This window comes from Caballeronia sordidicola, from assembly GCF_001544455.2.
Lineage (GTDB): Bacteria > Pseudomonadota > Gammaproteobacteria > Burkholderiales > Burkholderiaceae > Caballeronia > Caballeronia sordidicola.
The window spans coordinates 304829-322491 of record NZ_FCOC02000002.1 but is presented as its reverse complement, the minus strand read 5'-3'; the positions used below and the strand labels follow the sequence as shown (position 1 = coordinate 322491).

Sequence of the window (17663 nt, the reverse complement as noted above, 5' to 3'; positions counted from 1 at the left end):
ATGACCACTCACACCGCACTTGAGCCGGTGCCATCGTTCTCTTGCCGGGAAGCACGCTTCAAGCTGGATGACGATCTCATTCTGCCAGCTAACACACGTCTCGAATTCGAGGAGAGCCTCGCAAAAATACGCTTTCACCGAACGATCTATTTGGACTGGGGATTCGGCGCGGTCGATCCGATGGGGCGCTCAACGATTTTGAATTTCTACGGCCCGCCCGGCACCGGTAAAACCATGGCGGCCGATGCGCTCGCTGGTGTGCTCAACCTGCCGATCATCGAGATCAGCATCGCTGAGCTGGAAAGCAAGTTCATGGGTGAAACGGCGCGCAACATCCAGGCGGCCTTCGCAAGCGCGTATGAGGCGGGCGCGCTGCTCTTTTTCGACGAAGCCGACACGCTACTCGGCAAGCGTCTGTCGTCGGTCACGCAAGGCATCGACAACGAAGTGAACTCGATGCGCTCCACGCTTCTCATCGAACTCGAGCGCTTCGAAGGTGTCGTCGTCTTCGCGACCAATTTTGCGCGCAACTACGACGAGGCGTTTCTCGGCCGGATCACTCACCACGTTTCGTTCCAGCTCCCGGATATCGATGGGCGCCGGCAGCTGTGGGCGCGCATGCTCGTATCCGGCATCCCGCTCGGCGAAGCGCGCGATGCAATCATCGAAGAAGCCACCACGCTGTCCGATGGTTTCTCCGGTCGCGATATTCGCAACGCGATGCGGCTTGCTTTACCAAAGGCGATTCTCGCCGCGCAGCACACGCGTCACGCTGCGCAACTCACGTCGACTCACATCGCTTCAGCCATAGCGCAGATCCTCAATGCTCGCGCGAATGTCGCGTCAGGCGGCCATACGCTCGCGGCATCCACGCAGGCGGCGACCCGGCTGCTCGGCCTGAATTCATAGATCAAATACATCATTCATCGGGGTAGCCATGGGCTTGTTTTCCATCGTAGGTTCCGCGTTTCGGGCAGCAAAGGATTTCGTCGTCAACGAGGTGATCAACCCGGTCATTCGCAAGGCGAAGGAAGTGACCGGCAAGGTTGTTATATTCCTCGCCGACGAGGCCGAGCACGCCGTCGCCGAGATCAAGAAAGTCTGGACCGTGGTCAAGCCATGGCTCGTGAAGGCGCGTGATGCGGCCGCGGCGGCCGCTCTCACGATACCGCACCCCGAGGTCAGGGCTGCCGCAGCCGCGGTTGCCAAGGTGCTCGATTTCGTGAGCACGATCGACGAGCATCCGCTCGCCAAGCGCATTGCAGCCGCCATTGAATGGGCCATCAAGATGGCGAAGGAAGCACGGCGACACTACCAGACGCAAGAAGAAATCGACGCCGCAGAAGCATATAAGGAAGTGCTGGCGAAGGCTAAGGAGATGGCGCCCGAGGAGTTGCAGCGCGGCGTCAAGATTGCCGAGTTTATCAACAATTCCATTCTGCTCAGAACTCGCATCGACGAACTGCTCAACGACAGTGTGATCGAAGACATAGACCACTACCTGCGCCTGAGAGCGGCGCAGCGCCTGCTCGCGAACGCCGAGAAGAAGATTCGCAAGCTCAGCGACATCGAGAAGATCAGCGACAACGATATGTTCCTTATTCAGGTCAGTACAAACCTGCTGGACGAGAATCCGCAGTTGAGTGATGTCGACGCCGCGCGATTAGAGAAGATCGTGCAGAAACGCTACGGTAAGCCGTTGATCGCGTTCGTGTTCGAGGAAATGGTCGTCGCGTGGGGCAACGACCTCAAAGCCGAGCGTGACCAGCAGACGGGCAAGGAGGGCGCACTGGCAAAGAACAAGGTTCAGATGAAGAAGCTCGAACTCTCCGACAAGATGAATCTTCTGGGCGAAGCCGAGCAGGCCACACTTAAGTCGTTACGTGCCCAGGTCAAGCAGCTTGACGAAGAAATCATCGAGGATAGAAGCCGGAACAGCGAGTTCCAGATTCTCATCCAGGCCGCGGAAGGCTTCCTGCAAATCATCGAAAAGGACGAGGCGAGGCTTGAAGCAGAGGATCTCTCCTGGCTCGCCGAGAGCGCGGTGAGTGTCGGCAAGATCGTGATCGACTGTGTGCAGAGCAAGAAGCGCTTCAGCGATCTGCCTGAAGCGGAACTCTCCTTGATCAACGACTTTTCCAATATCTTCGCGGCGGCGAGCAAAGCACGCGCGGAGCAACTTGTGATGGTGGCCGGCTGATGATTCAAGACATTTTCACATTTCTGCTCCCTCGGGGAGAATTCCTGCAGGTCGTCTTTTCCTCGGTAATGGGGCTTCTGCTCGCCTTCACTATCGTCGGCGTCAGGCTTAGTGCCAATGAGCGTCGATGGGAGACGAACTGGCACCGCCGGACGGACAGTGCGCAGACCGACGTGCTGGCCGCCGAATACGGATCGAGCCACGAATTGAGCGACATCGTCGCGACGCGTTGGGAGAAGCTCGCCGACATCATGCCGGGCATCCTGCTGATCCTCGGCCTGCTCGGCACGTTCCTTGGCCTCGGTATTGCCCTGAACAAGGCGTCGTACATCCTGCAGCACTCGAACGCGGCCAGCGTCTCGATGGACGACACGATGGAAAACCTCAAGGGCATGATGGAGGGCCTCGGAACCAAGTTTAAGACGTCTACGTGGGGGATCATGGCGTTTCTCGCCTTGAAGGCGTGGACTGTCGTCAACGGCTATGAAGACCGGCGTCTGCGCTGGTGCGTCGCGACGCTGAAGACCCACGCTGCCGAGGTCGCCCGTCTGCAAACGGAAGAAAAGGCGCGTGCGGAGGATCGCCTCGTGACTACGCTGGAAACCGTGGGCGAGCGCATCGTCGGCGGCCTGATGCAGATGGATGAGCAACGACGCGCGGAGTCTGCCGAACACGCCGCCCTTCTTCAGCGCTTGAACGAAGCGGCGAGTGCGAGCGTCGCCGGGACCGCCACCACGCATGAAAAACTCGACGCGCAAACTCAGCAGTTCAGCGCAATCGTCGGCGCCGCGATGCAGCGCGTGGCCGCTCACATGCAGCAACACGACGAGCGACGCCAGGCGGAGTTCGCCGAGCACTCGCGGATGCTGATAGGTCTCACCGACGTCTCGCGCGCAGGGGTCGCGGCGACCAAGGCAATCCACGGAAGGCTCGACGCCCAAACGGAGCAAATCAGCGTCGCGACCACGCACGCGGAGCATACGCGCACAGCCATTGAAGACTTCGTCAAGGCGAATATCGAGAATATCGATCGCCTCGGCGAAGCGGGCGAGACGATGTCGACGGCAGCACAGGCAATGTCCGGCAGCGCTGACCAATTGCAGGTCGCTATCGGCGAGCTGCAACAACAGATCGTCTCGGTCCTCGGCGATGTGAAGGAAGGCCTCGCAAACAGCATCGCGTCGATGAACGGCAGCTTCCACAGCAATCTCAACGACATGAGCACGAAGCTGGCGGCGACGACGGACGGCATCCGCGACTCCGTCACCTTGATGTCGACCAACGTGGATAAGACGCTCGACAAGATGGGGGTGCAACTGGAAACGGCAACTGAGGGCATCAGGACGTCGGTCAGCCAATTGTCGAGTTCGGTGAGCCAGACACTCGACAAGGTCAGTGGAACTGTCGAGGGCGCCATCAATGATTCGGCCAAATTGCAGGCCGAAACATCCTTTTCACTGAGCGCGCTGACTGACGCGTTGTCCGAATCCGTGACCGAGTCCACTGAGATGATCAAAAACCTTGCCGAACCGATTCAACTCGGTTTGACCTCGGTGTCCGAAGGCAATGTCAGGATGAGCAAGATATTCGAGGAAATCTCCAGGCGCAGCGCCCCAGCGCAGCGGATCAAGGCGGCTCCCGAGCGTGCCCGGCGCACTACCAAAACCACGACTGAACGCACGCGACGCGCCAGCCTCTCATGAAAGAAAAGCCGAATGAATGGGTGTCGATTGCCGACCTGATGGCAGGCACGATGGCGGTCGTCATGCTGCTACTCGTCGTCGCTGTGCTGCAGAATCAGTATGCAGCGATCAAGCATAAGCAGGAGCTTGCGCAAAGCGCCGTCACGAAGCAGCAGCGTCTTGGGATGATTCTCGCCGACATCAAACGCTCGTTCGATGAGCACGGTGCGTCGAACCTGGTCTCGTTCGACATGCAGGCGAACAAGATGACGCTCAAGGACAACGTCTTCGCGCGGGGCAGCGCCTGCGTCACTGAGCAGGCCCAGGTTGCGTTCGAGAGCGTCGAGCCGGAAATTGTCCGCTATCTGCAGCAGGTGCAAAGCGGGCAGATTGTCGTCGAAGGCTATACCGACAATCTGCCCGTCGAAAAGCCTGTAGTCGATTTCGCCCGCTTCTGCACCGTGTACGACGACAATTACACGCTGTCAGCGGCCCGCGCCCGCGAGGCGCGCAAGTTGTTGACGAACACGCTCGATGCCAATGCTGCAAGACGCGTCGTTGTGGCGGGGTTCGGAGACTCTCGTCCGCTGCCGGGAGTCGATCCGGGCGACTCCAGGAATCGCCGGGTGGAAGTCAGCTTCAGCATGTAACCAGTGTCGGCTCGCCACGCTGCCTGGACCAGAAGTCGATCGACCTGCGTGGCGAATACAAAATCACGGCAACCGTTGCCGATACGGCACAGCTGGAGTGGTGACTAAAGGATTTGGTGAGGACGTTAGTCAAATCCCAAGACTATGCATTCGAAAACGCAACCCAGCGACACCAATGGCCGTGTCAATCGCCCCCTTCCCGCCACGAATCTGATTCCCTTTCGATGACTGAACTCGACCGCAGCAGCGCTGCCGACGGCATCGCCATCGCCTTGCCTTACTTCACGGATCCCGATCCTGCGTTAAGCCGCTCGTCCGGCGGACGTGATCCACTCGGGCTCTTGCCGGTGTGGAGCGCATTCGGACGAAAGCTCGTCCCTCACCTGGCGTCGCCCGTCGGGCAAGTCAACGGTATCAAGGCCGTCGTCCTGATTCAGTGGCTCGCCAATGAGCAAGAGAAATTTCGCCAACTGCTGGCGGGTGACGATGCGCCCCGCAAGTTCTTCCGGCTAATGGAAGGTCTTGTCGAATACTGGCTCTATCACAACAAGCGCCCTTATTGCTTCGGCAACAACACGCTCGCCGCCGAAGGGAAGGATTTTTATGTCACGACCAAGACCGGCAAGACCGTCGCGAACGGCTTGTACCAGTATTACCGTGGCACCAGTCGACGCGCAGGTCTGATCGACGACAACTGGAGAGTCGAACCCGAAGTCTGCAAAGAACTGAATCGTCACTGGACTCCGAAAGCCACAGATGAACTGCTTGGCGCGCTGACAGGCCCTCTTGCGAATGCGAAGACCGCTCTCGAGCCGGATCGCTACCTTAATGGCACAGCGCTCTCGAAGGCGCTCGAGCGGATATTCGACTATGACTGCCTGCTGCCAATACTGCAGGAGTGTCTATTCGGGCAAGACTTCCAGCGAACCCTCGCGCGCGATTTCCTGGCGCTGAGACGAGCAACGAATATGGAGGGCCTGCGCATCGAACAGCGCATTCGCCTTCTTCAGTCAGAGGAATTGGCACACGACATCGACAGCGTGCTCCGCTGCGAGCCGTTCCTATTAGTAATGCAGGACGTTTTCGACTTTCTGCGCGGATCGCCCGGCAAGAAACTTGAGCAACTCGCACGCGAACTCGAAGAGGTGTTCTCTCAGATGCGCGAGCGTGCTGCGGCCTTCCAGCGACTCGGAAGTGAGCTCGAAACACCTCGGATGAAGCAGATGCAGATGCTGGCCGACATCCTCGCAGCCAGCGTTCCCGCCGCGAATTCCGCGGCGCGCCGCGTGTGTCTGATCGCGTTCACGCGCGAGCTAGTGGACTATCACAAGCGGTGTATGACCGAACGCGGGCGCGATCCCCTGGTGCTGATCGAAGGCGACGTTATCGTGCTGCCGGTCGCAGGCGACCGCGATCGGCAGGACGCGAAAAAGCGGCTTGTCGACGGCTTTCCGTGGATGAACGACTACTACCTCAACACCGCATCGAATATTTATGCGCAAGTTTTTGGAGAGCCGGTATGAGCGGGGCGCCAGCCAAGATCGATCACGTGATGCGCGGCACGCTCGAACATATCCGCGACCGCTTCTCGACGGACCATCCACGCTACGTTCTCTTCACGACATTTAACTTCGTGTCGCAGTTCTTCGAGGCAAATGTGTTGCCGCTGCTGGTAGGAGATACCGTCGATGAACTGAAAGGGACATCGGAAACGCGTTACGTAATCAACGAAGATCTGAGTGTCATCAAGTGTCTGGTTGCCTGCGATCGTTCGACGTGCCCTGAGCCGAAAGGCGATATGCGCTACGGTCTGCTGCCGGTCGGGCTCCCCGTAGGCCGCTTCCATCCCAAGCTGATGCTGATGGCCGGCACGCTGAAGCAAACGCAAGAAAAGGGTTTGTGGCTGTCCGTTGGCAGCGGCAATCTCACACTGTCCGGCTGGGCGGTGAATCGCGAGGTCGTCGGCATGACCGCCGTGGCACGCCAGCACGCCGACGAGTTGCGCCCTTTGCTCGCATGGCTCGCCAGCCAGGCGGAGCGCCACTTCGCATCTACGGGCGGCCAACCGCACGAGGAAGAAGGCGATGTGCGCGCGATCCTCACGGCGTTGCTCGAAGCGCTCTCCGACGCTAGCCAACTCGCGCCGGACTCCTCAAACATGCCGACGTTGCATCTGTCCCTGCCGTTTGAGCGCGATACGCGACATTCATTGCTTAACACGCTAAAAGGATCGCGGCCGTGGCGCTCCGCGACAGTTGTATCTCCATACTGGAGCGGCGTCGAAACGCTCGTTCAAAAGCTCGGAGTCGAGAAATGCCTCTTCGTGCCGTCGCTCAATGCCGACGGCAAGTACAGGTTCCCAGTCGAAACGCTCAGCGCATCGCCTGGTTATCGGCGTGGATTTCGCAAATTCAGCAAGGACGGCGAGCGCTACACGCACGCTAAAGCGCTGATACTCGAAGACGCTAACGAAGCGCGCGTGCTGTGCATTGGCTCTGCGAACTTCACGCAGGCAGCGATGCTTGCGCCTCAAGGCCAGTCGCTCGCGAACGTCGAGGCGATGCTTCGTTATGAACTGAAGAATGCCCCCGATCTCTGGAACCGCCAATTTCAGCTGCTGGACGAAGGCGAACTCGCACCATCCGAGCCGGGACAAGATGAAGACAACGCACCGACTCTTCCGCCTTTCGAGGCCATCGTGCTGTGTGACTGGAGGGCGCGCGTATTTTGCGCTCAGTTGACCATTACCAGCGACCAATCGATTCGCGATATCGTCCTGCGCGCCGATGGTTTCGAGCATCAGTTTGCCGTGATGCCGGCAGGCGAAACGCAGGTGATGCCGCCCCTGCCGTTCAAGGGCGCCCAGCCGGTGCGTTCGTTTTCCGTCGTATACACGTCTGGTAAAGATGACACAGCGACATTTCGAGGTCTCGTCACGCAGGTGAACGCGTTGCCCGACGAACTCGGCTACCAGCCGCGTCCGCGCTTGAAGAAAGTTCTCGAACTCTTACGCAGTCTCAATCCCGATGCCTCAGACAGCAAGATGCGTGAACGTGCTGCGCTTGGCCTTGGCGGTGGCGACGGCGAAGAGGAGCCGGCCGAGCCGACGTTCGATTTCTTCGGGCTGTTCCAAGGCACGTGGAAGTTGCTTGAGTACTACCAGAAGCCGGGCAGCGCGGGTAAAAAGCGCGATCCTTATGACAAGCAGGCGCCATATGGTGCGACGAATCTGTACCGCGCAATAACGCTACAACCTGCCACGACCCCCGAGGAAAAGATCGGCCGGTATATCCAACTGACGGAAATGCGTGACGTCGTGGATCGACTGGATGCGGCCGGACAGTACGTGTCGAGCCCGTCGTTACGGAAAGATATCGACGAGAAGATCGACGAACTTCACGAAGACATGGTGTCACTGCTCGGCAACTCACCATCGTTCACCTCGATGTTCGGGACGGCGACGCCTGAGCGGATCAAAGACTTCCTCGGCTGGTTCCACCGCGAGATCAGCAAGGAGATCAGTCAGGAAATCGGAGTAGCGCATGCCGAATAACAAAAACCTCATCCCCGCACGATTAACTGCGGGAATGGTGCGGTCGTACATCGACTTCGACGGACACGATGCGGCAGGCCCGGAGACGGCCAGTCTGCAGGCCAGGCTGCAAAGCCAAGGTGTCGCTGGACTCTGGCATCTTCTCGAGCACAAGGGCTTCGCCTATCTATCCGACGAAGTCGGCATGGGAAAGACGCGCCAGGCGATGGGCATAATCGCGACGCAATTCCTGCGCAAGCCGGATTCGCGGGTGGTAATCGTCTGTTCGAGCGCTACGCTGCAGCGCCAGTGGCAAAGCGAATGGTCGGAGTTCCTGCGCACCTGTTACAAGCTGCTGGATGATCGGCTCCTTAGTTCCGCCGACGCCAGCCAGCTCGAGGAATTGCACTTCCACCACAACTTGCGCGATTTCATCAAAGCGATGCGGCTCGGTGATGCACGGATTCACTTGCTGCGGTATTCGTCTTTCAGCCGGCCGCTTACGCTCAAAGGCGCGGATCCCGAATCGATGTTGGCGGACTATGCGGCGCTCGTCGGGGTGGCGGACCCAGGGGAGCTGGATGAGGACGAAAAGGCAATCGCTGAAAGTTTCTCCGAGCGCTCGGATACGTGGAAGGAGGACGCGACACACGCGCTCGCCGCGGCTTACTGTCGACGCATTGGAGCGTTGCTGACCAACGGCACGACAATCGACGAAAACTGCGAACCGAGGCCAAACCAGCCGCTTGACCTCGTGATTTTCGACGAAGCACAATACCTGCGTCACACAGGTAATTATCAAAATCAGCACATCGCCCAGATCTTTCGGCGCCATGTCGACCGCTGGCTCTTCATGAGCGCCACGCCATTGCACTCCAGCACGCGCGATATCAGGAGCCTCGACACCTATTTATGCCGCAAGGTGCCTGTCGCTGAAGCCGGCGGTAGCGAGGGCGCCGTGCAAATCCCCCGCGACTGCGGAGATTGCGAACATCAGGCCAGATGCAGTCGCGTCACCTGGCAACTCGATTCGCAGCCTGGCACCAAGCCCGACGTGGTGGAACTGCTCCGCCAGATGATGGTGCGCCGCACGCGCACCTATGCTGATAGACAGGACAATCGTTACGGCAAAATCCAGTACCGGAAATACGAGCGCGTGCGGTATTCAGGCGCCGACGATCCGTTCCTTTCGCTGACCATGGCACTCGTCCAAAAGCATCTGGTCGGCGCGCTTGCGGGCAAGCAGAACAGGTTCCGGCAGGGCGAGTGTGCGTCGTTCGAGTCGCTCTCGACGTCCGTTGGGCGGATCATCGGACGCAGGAGGGCTGCCGTGGCCGCCCCTGAGGTTCCACGTGAGTATGAGGCGGCTCGCGACGGCAAGCAGGGCAAACAGAACGACGAGCCGAATGCGGCGCTGGACCGGACCGTCATCGACGATCTGAACCACAGTTTTGTGAAAGCGATGACGCCCCAGAACCGCGCGCAACTGCTCGCATCTCAGTCTGTCGCGTTGCCTCACGCCAAGCTGAACCGAACTGCCGACGAACTCTTCGAGCACAGTCTGAAAGACGGTGGCAACGACAAGACGCTGGTGTTCGTCCGTCGTATCGACACAGTCGAGGAGATTCGCGATCTGCTGAACGTGCGGTTCCAGCAGCAGGTCGATCAGCGGATTGCCGTGTGGCGAGCTTTGCTCATCAAACCGGATTTCGAGCAGCGGGGCAAGTCATTGTGGGATTCGAGTGCGTCCTGGTGGAACCGGGTGGATGACTCAGGCGAGGTGCTTGACGAGGACAGCATCGACATCCCCACTCAGTCGCTCGACGGTGACGAGGAAGACGATTTCGGCGTGTCAGGCGCAACCGTGCGCGGCAGCCAGTTTCGCGATGCGGTCAGCCTGCCTTACTTCGAAGCGTTGAAACGGGCCTCGGGTATCAAGGAGCACCACGGGAAGCTGGTGTCATTCGGGTCGCGGCTTCTGAGCGCGAAGGATCCATCGCAGAAGCCCCTGCGCGGATTTCTGTTGAAACGCCCCGAAGACAGCAATGACAAATCAGGTCAAGCGCACGAAGCAATCTGGGTAAAGAACGGTGAACGCTGGCTGCGTTTCCTGGCGGCGATTCTGGGCGTAGAACGCGTGACCCAACTTCGCGACGACAACACGCACGCGTGGCTTTTCGCAAACACTACGCATTCGTCGCCCGATGCGTGGAAGCTCGCCGCCTTGCAACTGTGCGTACTGCAGTCGATGCGGCAGACCGACTTCATTGTCGATCTCTACATCCTCAACACGCACGTCTCGAACACACCTGACGGTGCAACCGAACTGCCCGACAAGCTGCTGTGGATGCTCGAGAGCGCCCAGACGCCGGTATTGGATGGGCTGGCGACGTATATCGCCAACTGGAAGGAGAAGTTCCGGCGCTGGATCGAACATTTCGACCTGATCGTCGATAAATGTTTGCGCAGCGGAACGGCGGTTGGCTGGGAGCAAATTTGCCGCGAACGCGTTCACATGGCGTTTCGCCTGATGTCGCCGGTGATCGGACGATCGAGCCGGCTGGAGAACCAGAACGCCGTTACGCAATTCAAGTTTCCGACCCACCCGAATGTGCTTGTCTGCACGGACGTGCTCAAGGAAGGCGTCGACATGCACCTCTTCTGCGACAACATCGTGCATTACGGTGTCGCGTGGACGTCGGGCGACCTTGAGCAGCGTATCGGACGGATCGACCGCCTCGGGAGCCTGATCGGGCGACGGATCGAACACTACGCGAGCGCGCAACCGGGCACAACTGAAGGGCTGCCGCGCCTCGGTGTGGCATTCCCGTATCTCGACGGTACGCTTGACCGCTATCAGGTAGACCGCGTGATCAGGGGGAAGATCGCCAGCGACCTGCGGATGGACCTTGGCAAACGTAAGGAAGAAATCGGCGAACTCGATGTCAACTCGCTCGGCGCCGATGATTCGATACTCGTCACAGCCGCAACGGGCGCGAAGAGTGGCGATGCGGTGTTCTATCCTGACAGCGCGAAGTTTGTGCAGGACGGGGACGTAGCGGTGCCGATCGCCTTGGCGCGCGGGATTCGGCACAAGCACGTGGGCGAGAACGTGCGGCCCACGCAACTCGCCGACGAAACTTTGCTGGAATCGACCGTGTACCTGCCTGCGTTCGATAGCACGCGTGTGCGACGCGTGGTCACGAGCGGATCGAATGTCCTGCGGCTCTCGAGAGCGTCCGCGAAGGATCCGCAGATCCGGTGCACGGAAGAGGTTCTGGTTCCGTTCGCTGCCGATCTGGCCGGCTCTCCGGCCACGGCGCTTCGCGACGGCGGTCCATGGGGCGTGCGTCACGTACCCGACAGCCGGTTCGCATTCGATCGTTCGCGCAACACGGTTGGTTGCGAGGTAGACGTGTCGTTCGCCTTCACCGCTGCTGGGAGCGTGGCCGGCAAGGTGCTGCTTGAGTCGATCGGCGGCGAGTTCTGGTTGCTGCGTGCGGCCGTATGCGCAACCGACGCGGTGCGCGAGATCCAGGATGGGAAAAACGTGCCGCGATGGCTTGCAGGGCAAAACCGCGAGCGGCGATGGGGTTATCTGATGGAGGACGCGGGCATCGTCTGGTTCGCGGCCATGGTGCGCGAGGCCGGCGGCGCCGAGTGGCGCCTGCTCGCGCAACTCGCTGGACACGCTGGACGGGTGGCACTTTTTTACCGAAGTATGGTTACAAACGCGGCCGAGCATGTGGAGGCTACGTATCGGTCGCGGTGTGCTTTTCCCTCTGTCGATACGTTGAGCGCGGCCTATTCTGGCGGTGGTGACATTCATGTTTCGCGGCTACTCAACAACACTAAAGACGGTGACATCTCGAATATGAAACACGAAGATCTGATGGTTTGTGGACAGGTGCTTGCCGGGATTCGGGCATGGTTTTCGGAAGCTTTCGACGCGGTTCTGGACGCGTTGTATGAGGGGGGCGGGGACTCTGCGGAGCGCCGATTGACCGTGACACCCCTTGAGTTTCTGGAAGGCGGTGTCCTGCGTTTGAGCACCGATGGAGCCGAGCATTTTCGCTTGCAGGCTTATTTGGACCTTAACGATGCAATGTCGGGTGGCAGCGTGTTTGCAGGACCCAAAATGCTGTGGGAACTAGCTGCAAGTCCAATTTCGAAAGGCCAAAGACCGGTTTTACCGTTATCGCAACTTCATGAATTTCCTCACGTCTCGATGGACGCATGGGAAGGAGAGCCCTCCGACGGGTGCCGTGCTTTCACCTGGAAAGGCGATAAGTACCGCTTCCTGGCGGTGTATCACGCACCGGGCTCGTGGGACAGCGCTCGGACTGAACTGCTGGAGGCGTGGCAAACCGTTCGGATGAAGATGCAGGCGCTAGCCAACTTCCAGAAGAAGGCCTGTCGTGATGCGTTTGTCGAGGCAGTCGGTGCGGTGAAAGTGGATTTGTGAGGGGACGCGTTTTCAACATCGGGTCGTCGTCAGAAGCAGGGCATAGCGTGCGGCCACGCTGGCGGTACCCGGATTCCTGCGTGCCCCCGCTTTCTTTTCTCGGAATAGGACTGGCTCTCTTACTCGAATGTGAGGTCTGTCTATCGATCAATACCGAGGCCGTCCGGAATGGGCCGGCGGTGCTGACTATTGAGTTAGACCTGGCGGCCCCGTCATGCAGGCCGTGACGCTTACCGCTTCGGTCATCGCTGCCGGAACGGGTGGCTGACGGGTTGAGCATACTCACTGTTTGACTCAGCGTGAGTTGGAATTTTCTAACGATTCAGGGGCGAGATTTCGCTGCTTCCAACTTAACAGCGCGGCTCTGACTAAACCGTTGCGATATCCTTTGTCACGGAGTACTGTGGACTGGTGCCAGCGACGTGCGGTGCAAAACCTCGCTGTCTGTCAAGCCAAAACGGTCGGGAGTTCGATCGCACTTTCAAGTGAACCCTCACGAAGCCGTTCTCTGGGGGCATCTCTGGAATTTCTGGCGAGCGTGATGCCCGTCCCGTTTGCCTCAGCGAGATTGTTCGATCCTCCTCCTCTCCACCAAGGAATTCATAAGTGTTCAAACGCCTTCAAGCAAAAGCCGTATTTTTGCAGCAAGGATAGTCTTGACTCACGAAGTGCAACGATATCCTTTCCAACGAAGCCGACCTAGGGTCGGCTTCGTTGTTTCTGGACGTCGGCCGTAGCGGTCTGTTTGTCCCGACCAAGCGAATAGGTGCCGCTAAAAAAGCATCGGCCTTCTTTGCACGGGAACTGAAATGAGTCACCGGGTAGTTGCCGCTTCCAACGGGAGACCTTATCGGTCAATTACATCTGCCCAGTTCTGGCCAGCGTAGAAAACGCACGCGGCGCTGTTGAACAACGCAACGGACTCCTGAAACGCAGATTAAAGTCGCGCGCTCCAACACTAAACAATGTTGCGATAAATACCCGCGGCACGGTAACTGCTCTCATCATGCTCAAGCAGGCGATTGACCGTCTGTGGCTGAATTCCATTCCAATCAAGGAGGGACGGATCATGAACAAGGCAATGAGTACGCTAATCGCGGCCGTCGCCGCCCTTGCGCTGTCGGGAAGTGTTTATGCACAGGCGGGCGGCGGATCAGGTGGCGGCACATCGGGCAGCACGGCCAGCCCGGCAAATCAGACGAATAGCGCAACAGGCGGGTACGGCACACCGGGCGCGACTAACTCGGACAGCGGCATGGGCAACCGGTCGCCGAATTCAGGTTTGCCGAGTAGCACGAACAGCAACACGACCTCTGGCTCCAGCGCGCCGCCCAAGAGCAACAATACTTTGGCGACGCCGAGCGTAGTATCGCCGGCCGCTGGCCAGTAATAGTTGCAAAGTTGACCCCCAGCCGTGAATAGGGGTAAGCGCAGGTCGAGAGCGGCATGCGCTTACCTTGCATAGGCTGTGGTAATTGCTACAAGTGCGCAACTTTACGGCTGGTTTGCCTAAAGTCTTTACATCTCAATTATTGAGAAGTCGAGTCAGCGTTTTACCTTGAAACGCTGAAACGGCCATTAATCCCATTAATGAATTGCAACAACCGTTGAAAGCGATGGCTCCGCGATCATCGTATCGAATCTTCGATCCAATCAAAACCTTCCCTCAAGCCCCCGCCCCTTTCTTCCGAGTCACGATTGCGGTCTCGGACAAATCAATCTCGCGCATCAGCTTGTTAAGCGTTTCATCGTTGATGGCCTGACGCGTGCGCAATTTTAGAAGCTCTGCTCGCTCCGCACGCAACGCAGCCATTTTCAGCTTCGTTTCCACCATCTCGCTTTGTCGAGCGGCACGGCGGGACTCTTCTTCATCGCCGAGCCCTTCAAGACGCCGCCGATACAAACTCATCACGCGCGCCGTCGAATCCGCGCAGTGTGCCGCGCCGGTTTCATCCATTTGGCCAGTCAGATTTTCCTGCGCTGCGTCGATTGCGCGGATCGCTGCCTGCGCCGCGTGGCGACGCGCGATGCGCTCCTCGGCTGCGTGCGGATCGCCGCGGCGCTTGAGTCCATTGATCAACAACGGCAAGCCGATCACGCCGATCAGCAGCGACATCAAGATCGTGCCCGATGCAATGAAAATGGCAAGATCGCGTCCCGGCAACGCCGTCCCGTTTGGCAGAACCTCGGGCAAGGACAAGACGCCCGCGAGCGTGACCGCGCCCCGCACGCCGCCAATTGTCGTCATGGCAAGCGTGCGCGCGCCCGGCACCGCGTTCGCTACGCCGTGCTTCGCGGCGCCGCGGCTCGCGACCCAGCGCAGCACCCAGACCCACGCGAAGCGCAACCCGTAAAGCGCGATGACCACTGCTGCCACATACCCCAGCAGCAAGCCGACTTGATAGAGACCATCGTGATGCGCCTCGATCAACGCGCGTCCAATGATGTGCGGAAACTGCAGGCCAAGCAGAATGAACACCATGCCGTTGAAAACAAATTCGATCATCGTCCAGGTGCTCGTCATGCGAATGCGCGACGCCGTCGGGACGATTTCACGCAGGCTCTGGAAGTTCATCATCATGCCGGCTGACACTGCCGCGAGAATGCCCGAGCAGCCAAGTTTTTCCGCGATCAGATAGGCCGCAAACGGAATGAGCAACGTAAGGATGACGCCGGCGGCAGGGTCATCGTCTTCGGACATCTTCACGATCCGCCGTGGAATAGTGGTCGCGAGCCAACTGATCGCCGCGCCGATCACAAGGCCGCCGACAGCGATCACTACGAAACTGATCGATGCCGCCCGCAACGAGAACACGCCCGTCAGCGCGGCCGCGATGGCGAACTTCAGCGCGACGAGACCGGACGCGTCGTTCATCAGCGCCTCCCCTTCGAGAATGTGCATCAGGTTCGCCGGAATGCGTCCTTTGCCCGCTATGCCGCTGAGCGCGACTGCGTCTGTCGGAGACAACACTGCCGCGAGCGCGAACGCAACGGGCAAAGGCATGACAGGAATCATCACGTGGAGAAACCAGCCGAGCGCTCCCACCGTCATGAACACAAGGCCGAGCGCGAGCAGCAGGATCGCGCGTCGTTGCATGAAGAACTCGCGCTTCGGGATACGCCAGCCATCGGCGAACAAAAGCGGCGGGATGAAGAGCATCATGAAAAGCTCGGGATCGAACGTGACGTGCAAGCTGAAACCCGGCCACGCGAGGCATGCGCCAATTGCGATCTGGATCAGCGGCAAGGGCAATGTGAACGGCAGCTTGCTCGCAAGCGCGCTCGTGATGTAGCCGGACAACGCCACAGCCAGCATCAGGATGAGAACGGTGAAAACGATATCCATAGGTTCAGAGCAGTAGGCGCGCGGGTACTTCATCCCGACACGCTCTTGTGATAACAAAGGACCAAAGTTTATCTTGGACGTGTTTCTTGGGTCTGAACCAGGCTGAGACCGCAAAAACTGAAATGTGCACTGCGGTGGTGCGGATCGCACGCCGTTCCGTGTAGCAGGCGTCTCGCCTCGGTGCACATCGCCGTGAAAGATCGGCAAACCTGTGAGGGCGCGTGAGCACGGAGCTTGCTTTATCGAAAGAGACGGGACACGTAGATTCCCCGCTTAAAGATAATCGAGGGCAGTGTATGAAATCAGGATTCAAGGCGCGAGCGGAGCGAGTGGGAACGCAATCGATTGCGGTAATAAAAAAGGACGGACTGCGAGAGGATGGAATGCGCGAACGGAAAACGCAGACGTGCATCCGCGCGGGGACGGCAAGATGGCAATAGCGAATCCGGAAAAGATCAAGCCAGTATCGCCACGCAATTTTGAATTGAGCGTGACGTCGGGATTCGACCGCTATTCGGTCGAGCATGCGAATTTGACGCTGTCGAGCGTGTTTCAGCCGGTGTTCAGCCTTTCACACATGCGGGCAGTCGGCTACGAAGGGTTGTTGCGCGCACATGATGCGCTTGACCGCGTGGTGTCGCCGCTCGATGTGTTCGGCCAGGCCGCGCGCGTGGGCGAGGCAATGCAGCTCGATCGTCTGGCTCAGGCGCTGCATCTCGAGAATTTCAACGTGCTGGGCGCGCAGAATGAATGGCTTTTCCTGAACGTACATCCGGGCGCGTTGACCGAGCCGTATCACATGGCAGCGCTGTTGGCGAACCTCAAGCGGCTGAATATTGAGCCGCGGCGCGTGGTGCTCGAAGTGCTGGAGGATCGGGCGGACGACATCGAGAAACTCGCCGAAGCCGTGCAGCATTTTCGCGATCACGGCTTTCTGATCGCGCTCGATGACTTTGGCGCGGGGCATTCGAACATTGAACGGATCTGGCAACTGGATCCGGACATCGTCAAGCTGGATCGGGTGATGTTGTCGCATGCCGCGCAGTCGGCGCATACGCTACATGGAGCGAGCCATGCGAAGTATCGCCGGAATATGGAGGCCATCCTGTGCGGCGTAGTTTCGCTGCTGCACGAGGCGGGGAAGCTGGTGTTGATCGAAGGCGTGGAAACCGAGCACGAGGCGCAACTGGCGCTCGCAAGCGGCGCGGACTTCGTGCAGGGTTTTTTCTTCGGCCGGCCCAATCCGGGTCTCGCCGATGCGCCTCAGGCGCACACGTTGATGAGCGAACTGACTGAGCGGTTTCGCCTGCAGACCGAGGCGAAGGAGCGGCGCGTTGCGACCCGCCTGCAACCTTACGTGCGCGCTTTCGAACGCGCGGCCGAGCGTCTGGCCGCGGGGGAGCCGCTGGAGGAAGTCTGCTGGAATTTCCTCGCGCTCGATAACGCCGCACGATGTTTTCTGCTTGATGCCAATGGGCGGCAAGCAGGCCGGAACGTGGTGCTCCGGGCGGATCGGGCGGCACACGAGGCGCGACTGCTGCCGTTGATCGACGCACAGGGCGCGAACTGGCTGCGGCGGCCTTATTTCCGGGAAGCGCTTGGCGCGCCGGATCGCGTACATGTGACGAAGCCTTATTTATCGATCAATGAGGCGCTGCCTTGCGTGACGCTGTCGGTGGAGACGCGCATGGGCGGGCAACGGGTCGTGCTTTGCGGGGATATCGACTGGGAGCCAGTGGAGGACGAGTAAGTCGAGCCTTTACGAAACAGCCCGTGGGTGCGATCAGA

General features: G+C 59.3%; 10 protein-coding genes. 9 read left to right on the top strand and 1 reads right to left on the bottom strand.

What is annotated here, in order from left to right:
* The 8 genes from AWB64_RS04660 (at position 1) to AWB64_RS04625 (ending at position 13919) form a co-directional block, all read left to right on the top strand.
* A complete protein-coding gene (locus AWB64_RS04660) occupies positions 1 to 909 on the top strand; it encodes an ATP-binding protein (RefSeq protein ID WP_082850378.1) in 909 nt (302 codons plus the stop codon).
* 28 nt (positions 910 to 937) lie between these two features.
* Positions 938 to 2200 carry a hypothetical protein gene (locus AWB64_RS04655; protein WP_060817449.1) on the top strand — a complete coding sequence of 421 codons (1263 nt, stop codon included), beginning with the start codon at positions 938 to 940 and terminating at the stop codon, positions 2198 to 2200.
* Positions 2200 to 3903: a hypothetical protein gene (locus tag AWB64_RS04650; RefSeq protein WP_060817448.1), complete on the top strand. Its 1704-nt coding sequence runs from the start codon at positions 2200 to 2202 to the stop codon at positions 3901 to 3903. Before AWB64_RS04655 ends, AWB64_RS04650 begins: the two co-directional genes overlap by 1 nt.
* Positions 3900 to 4532, top strand: coding sequence for an OmpA/MotB family protein (locus AWB64_RS04645; protein WP_060817447.1), 633 nt, complete (start codon positions 3900 to 3902; stop codon positions 4530 to 4532). The genes AWB64_RS04650 and AWB64_RS04645 overlap by 4 nt, the downstream gene beginning before the upstream one ends.
* 116 nt (positions 4533 to 4648) lie before the next feature.
* The gene (locus AWB64_RS04640; protein WP_157766585.1) at positions 4649 to 6055 is read left to right on the top strand and encodes a hypothetical protein; all 1407 of its coding nucleotides are present in this window, start codon (positions 4649 to 4651) and stop codon (positions 6053 to 6055) included.
* The gene (locus tag AWB64_RS04635) at positions 6052 to 8085 is read left to right on the top strand and encodes a phospholipase D-like domain-containing protein (protein ID WP_060817445.1); all 2034 of its coding nucleotides are present in this window, start codon (positions 6052 to 6054) and stop codon (positions 8083 to 8085) included. Before AWB64_RS04640 ends, AWB64_RS04635 begins: the two co-directional genes overlap by 4 nt.
* Entirely contained in the window at positions 8075 to 12529 is a 4455-nt protein-coding gene (locus tag AWB64_RS04630) for a DEAD/DEAH box helicase (RefSeq protein ID WP_082850365.1), read from the top strand. Before AWB64_RS04635 ends, AWB64_RS04630 begins: the two co-directional genes overlap by 11 nt.
* Positions 12530 to 13598: 1069 nt before the next feature.
* Positions 13599 to 13919 (top strand): hypothetical protein, encoded by a 321-nt coding sequence (locus AWB64_RS04625; RefSeq protein ID WP_060817765.1) that lies wholly within the window; start codon positions 13599 to 13601, stop codon positions 13917 to 13919.
* 276 nt (positions 13920 to 14195) lie between these two features.
* On the opposite strand, the gene AWB64_RS04620 is transcribed toward AWB64_RS04625, so the two are convergent.
* Positions 14196 to 15875, bottom strand: a complete 1680-nt coding sequence (locus AWB64_RS04620; RefSeq protein WP_060817443.1) for a Na+/H+ antiporter — start codon at positions 15873 to 15875, stop codon at positions 14196 to 14198.
* A gap of 430 nt (positions 15876 to 16305) precedes the next feature.
* On the opposite strand from AWB64_RS04620, the gene AWB64_RS04615 reads away from it, so the two are divergent.
* Positions 16306 to 17625: a sensor domain-containing phosphodiesterase gene (locus AWB64_RS04615; protein ID WP_060817764.1), complete on the top strand. Its 1320-nt coding sequence runs from the start codon at positions 16306 to 16308 to the stop codon at positions 17623 to 17625.
* Positions 17626 to 17663: the final 38 nt, after the last annotated feature.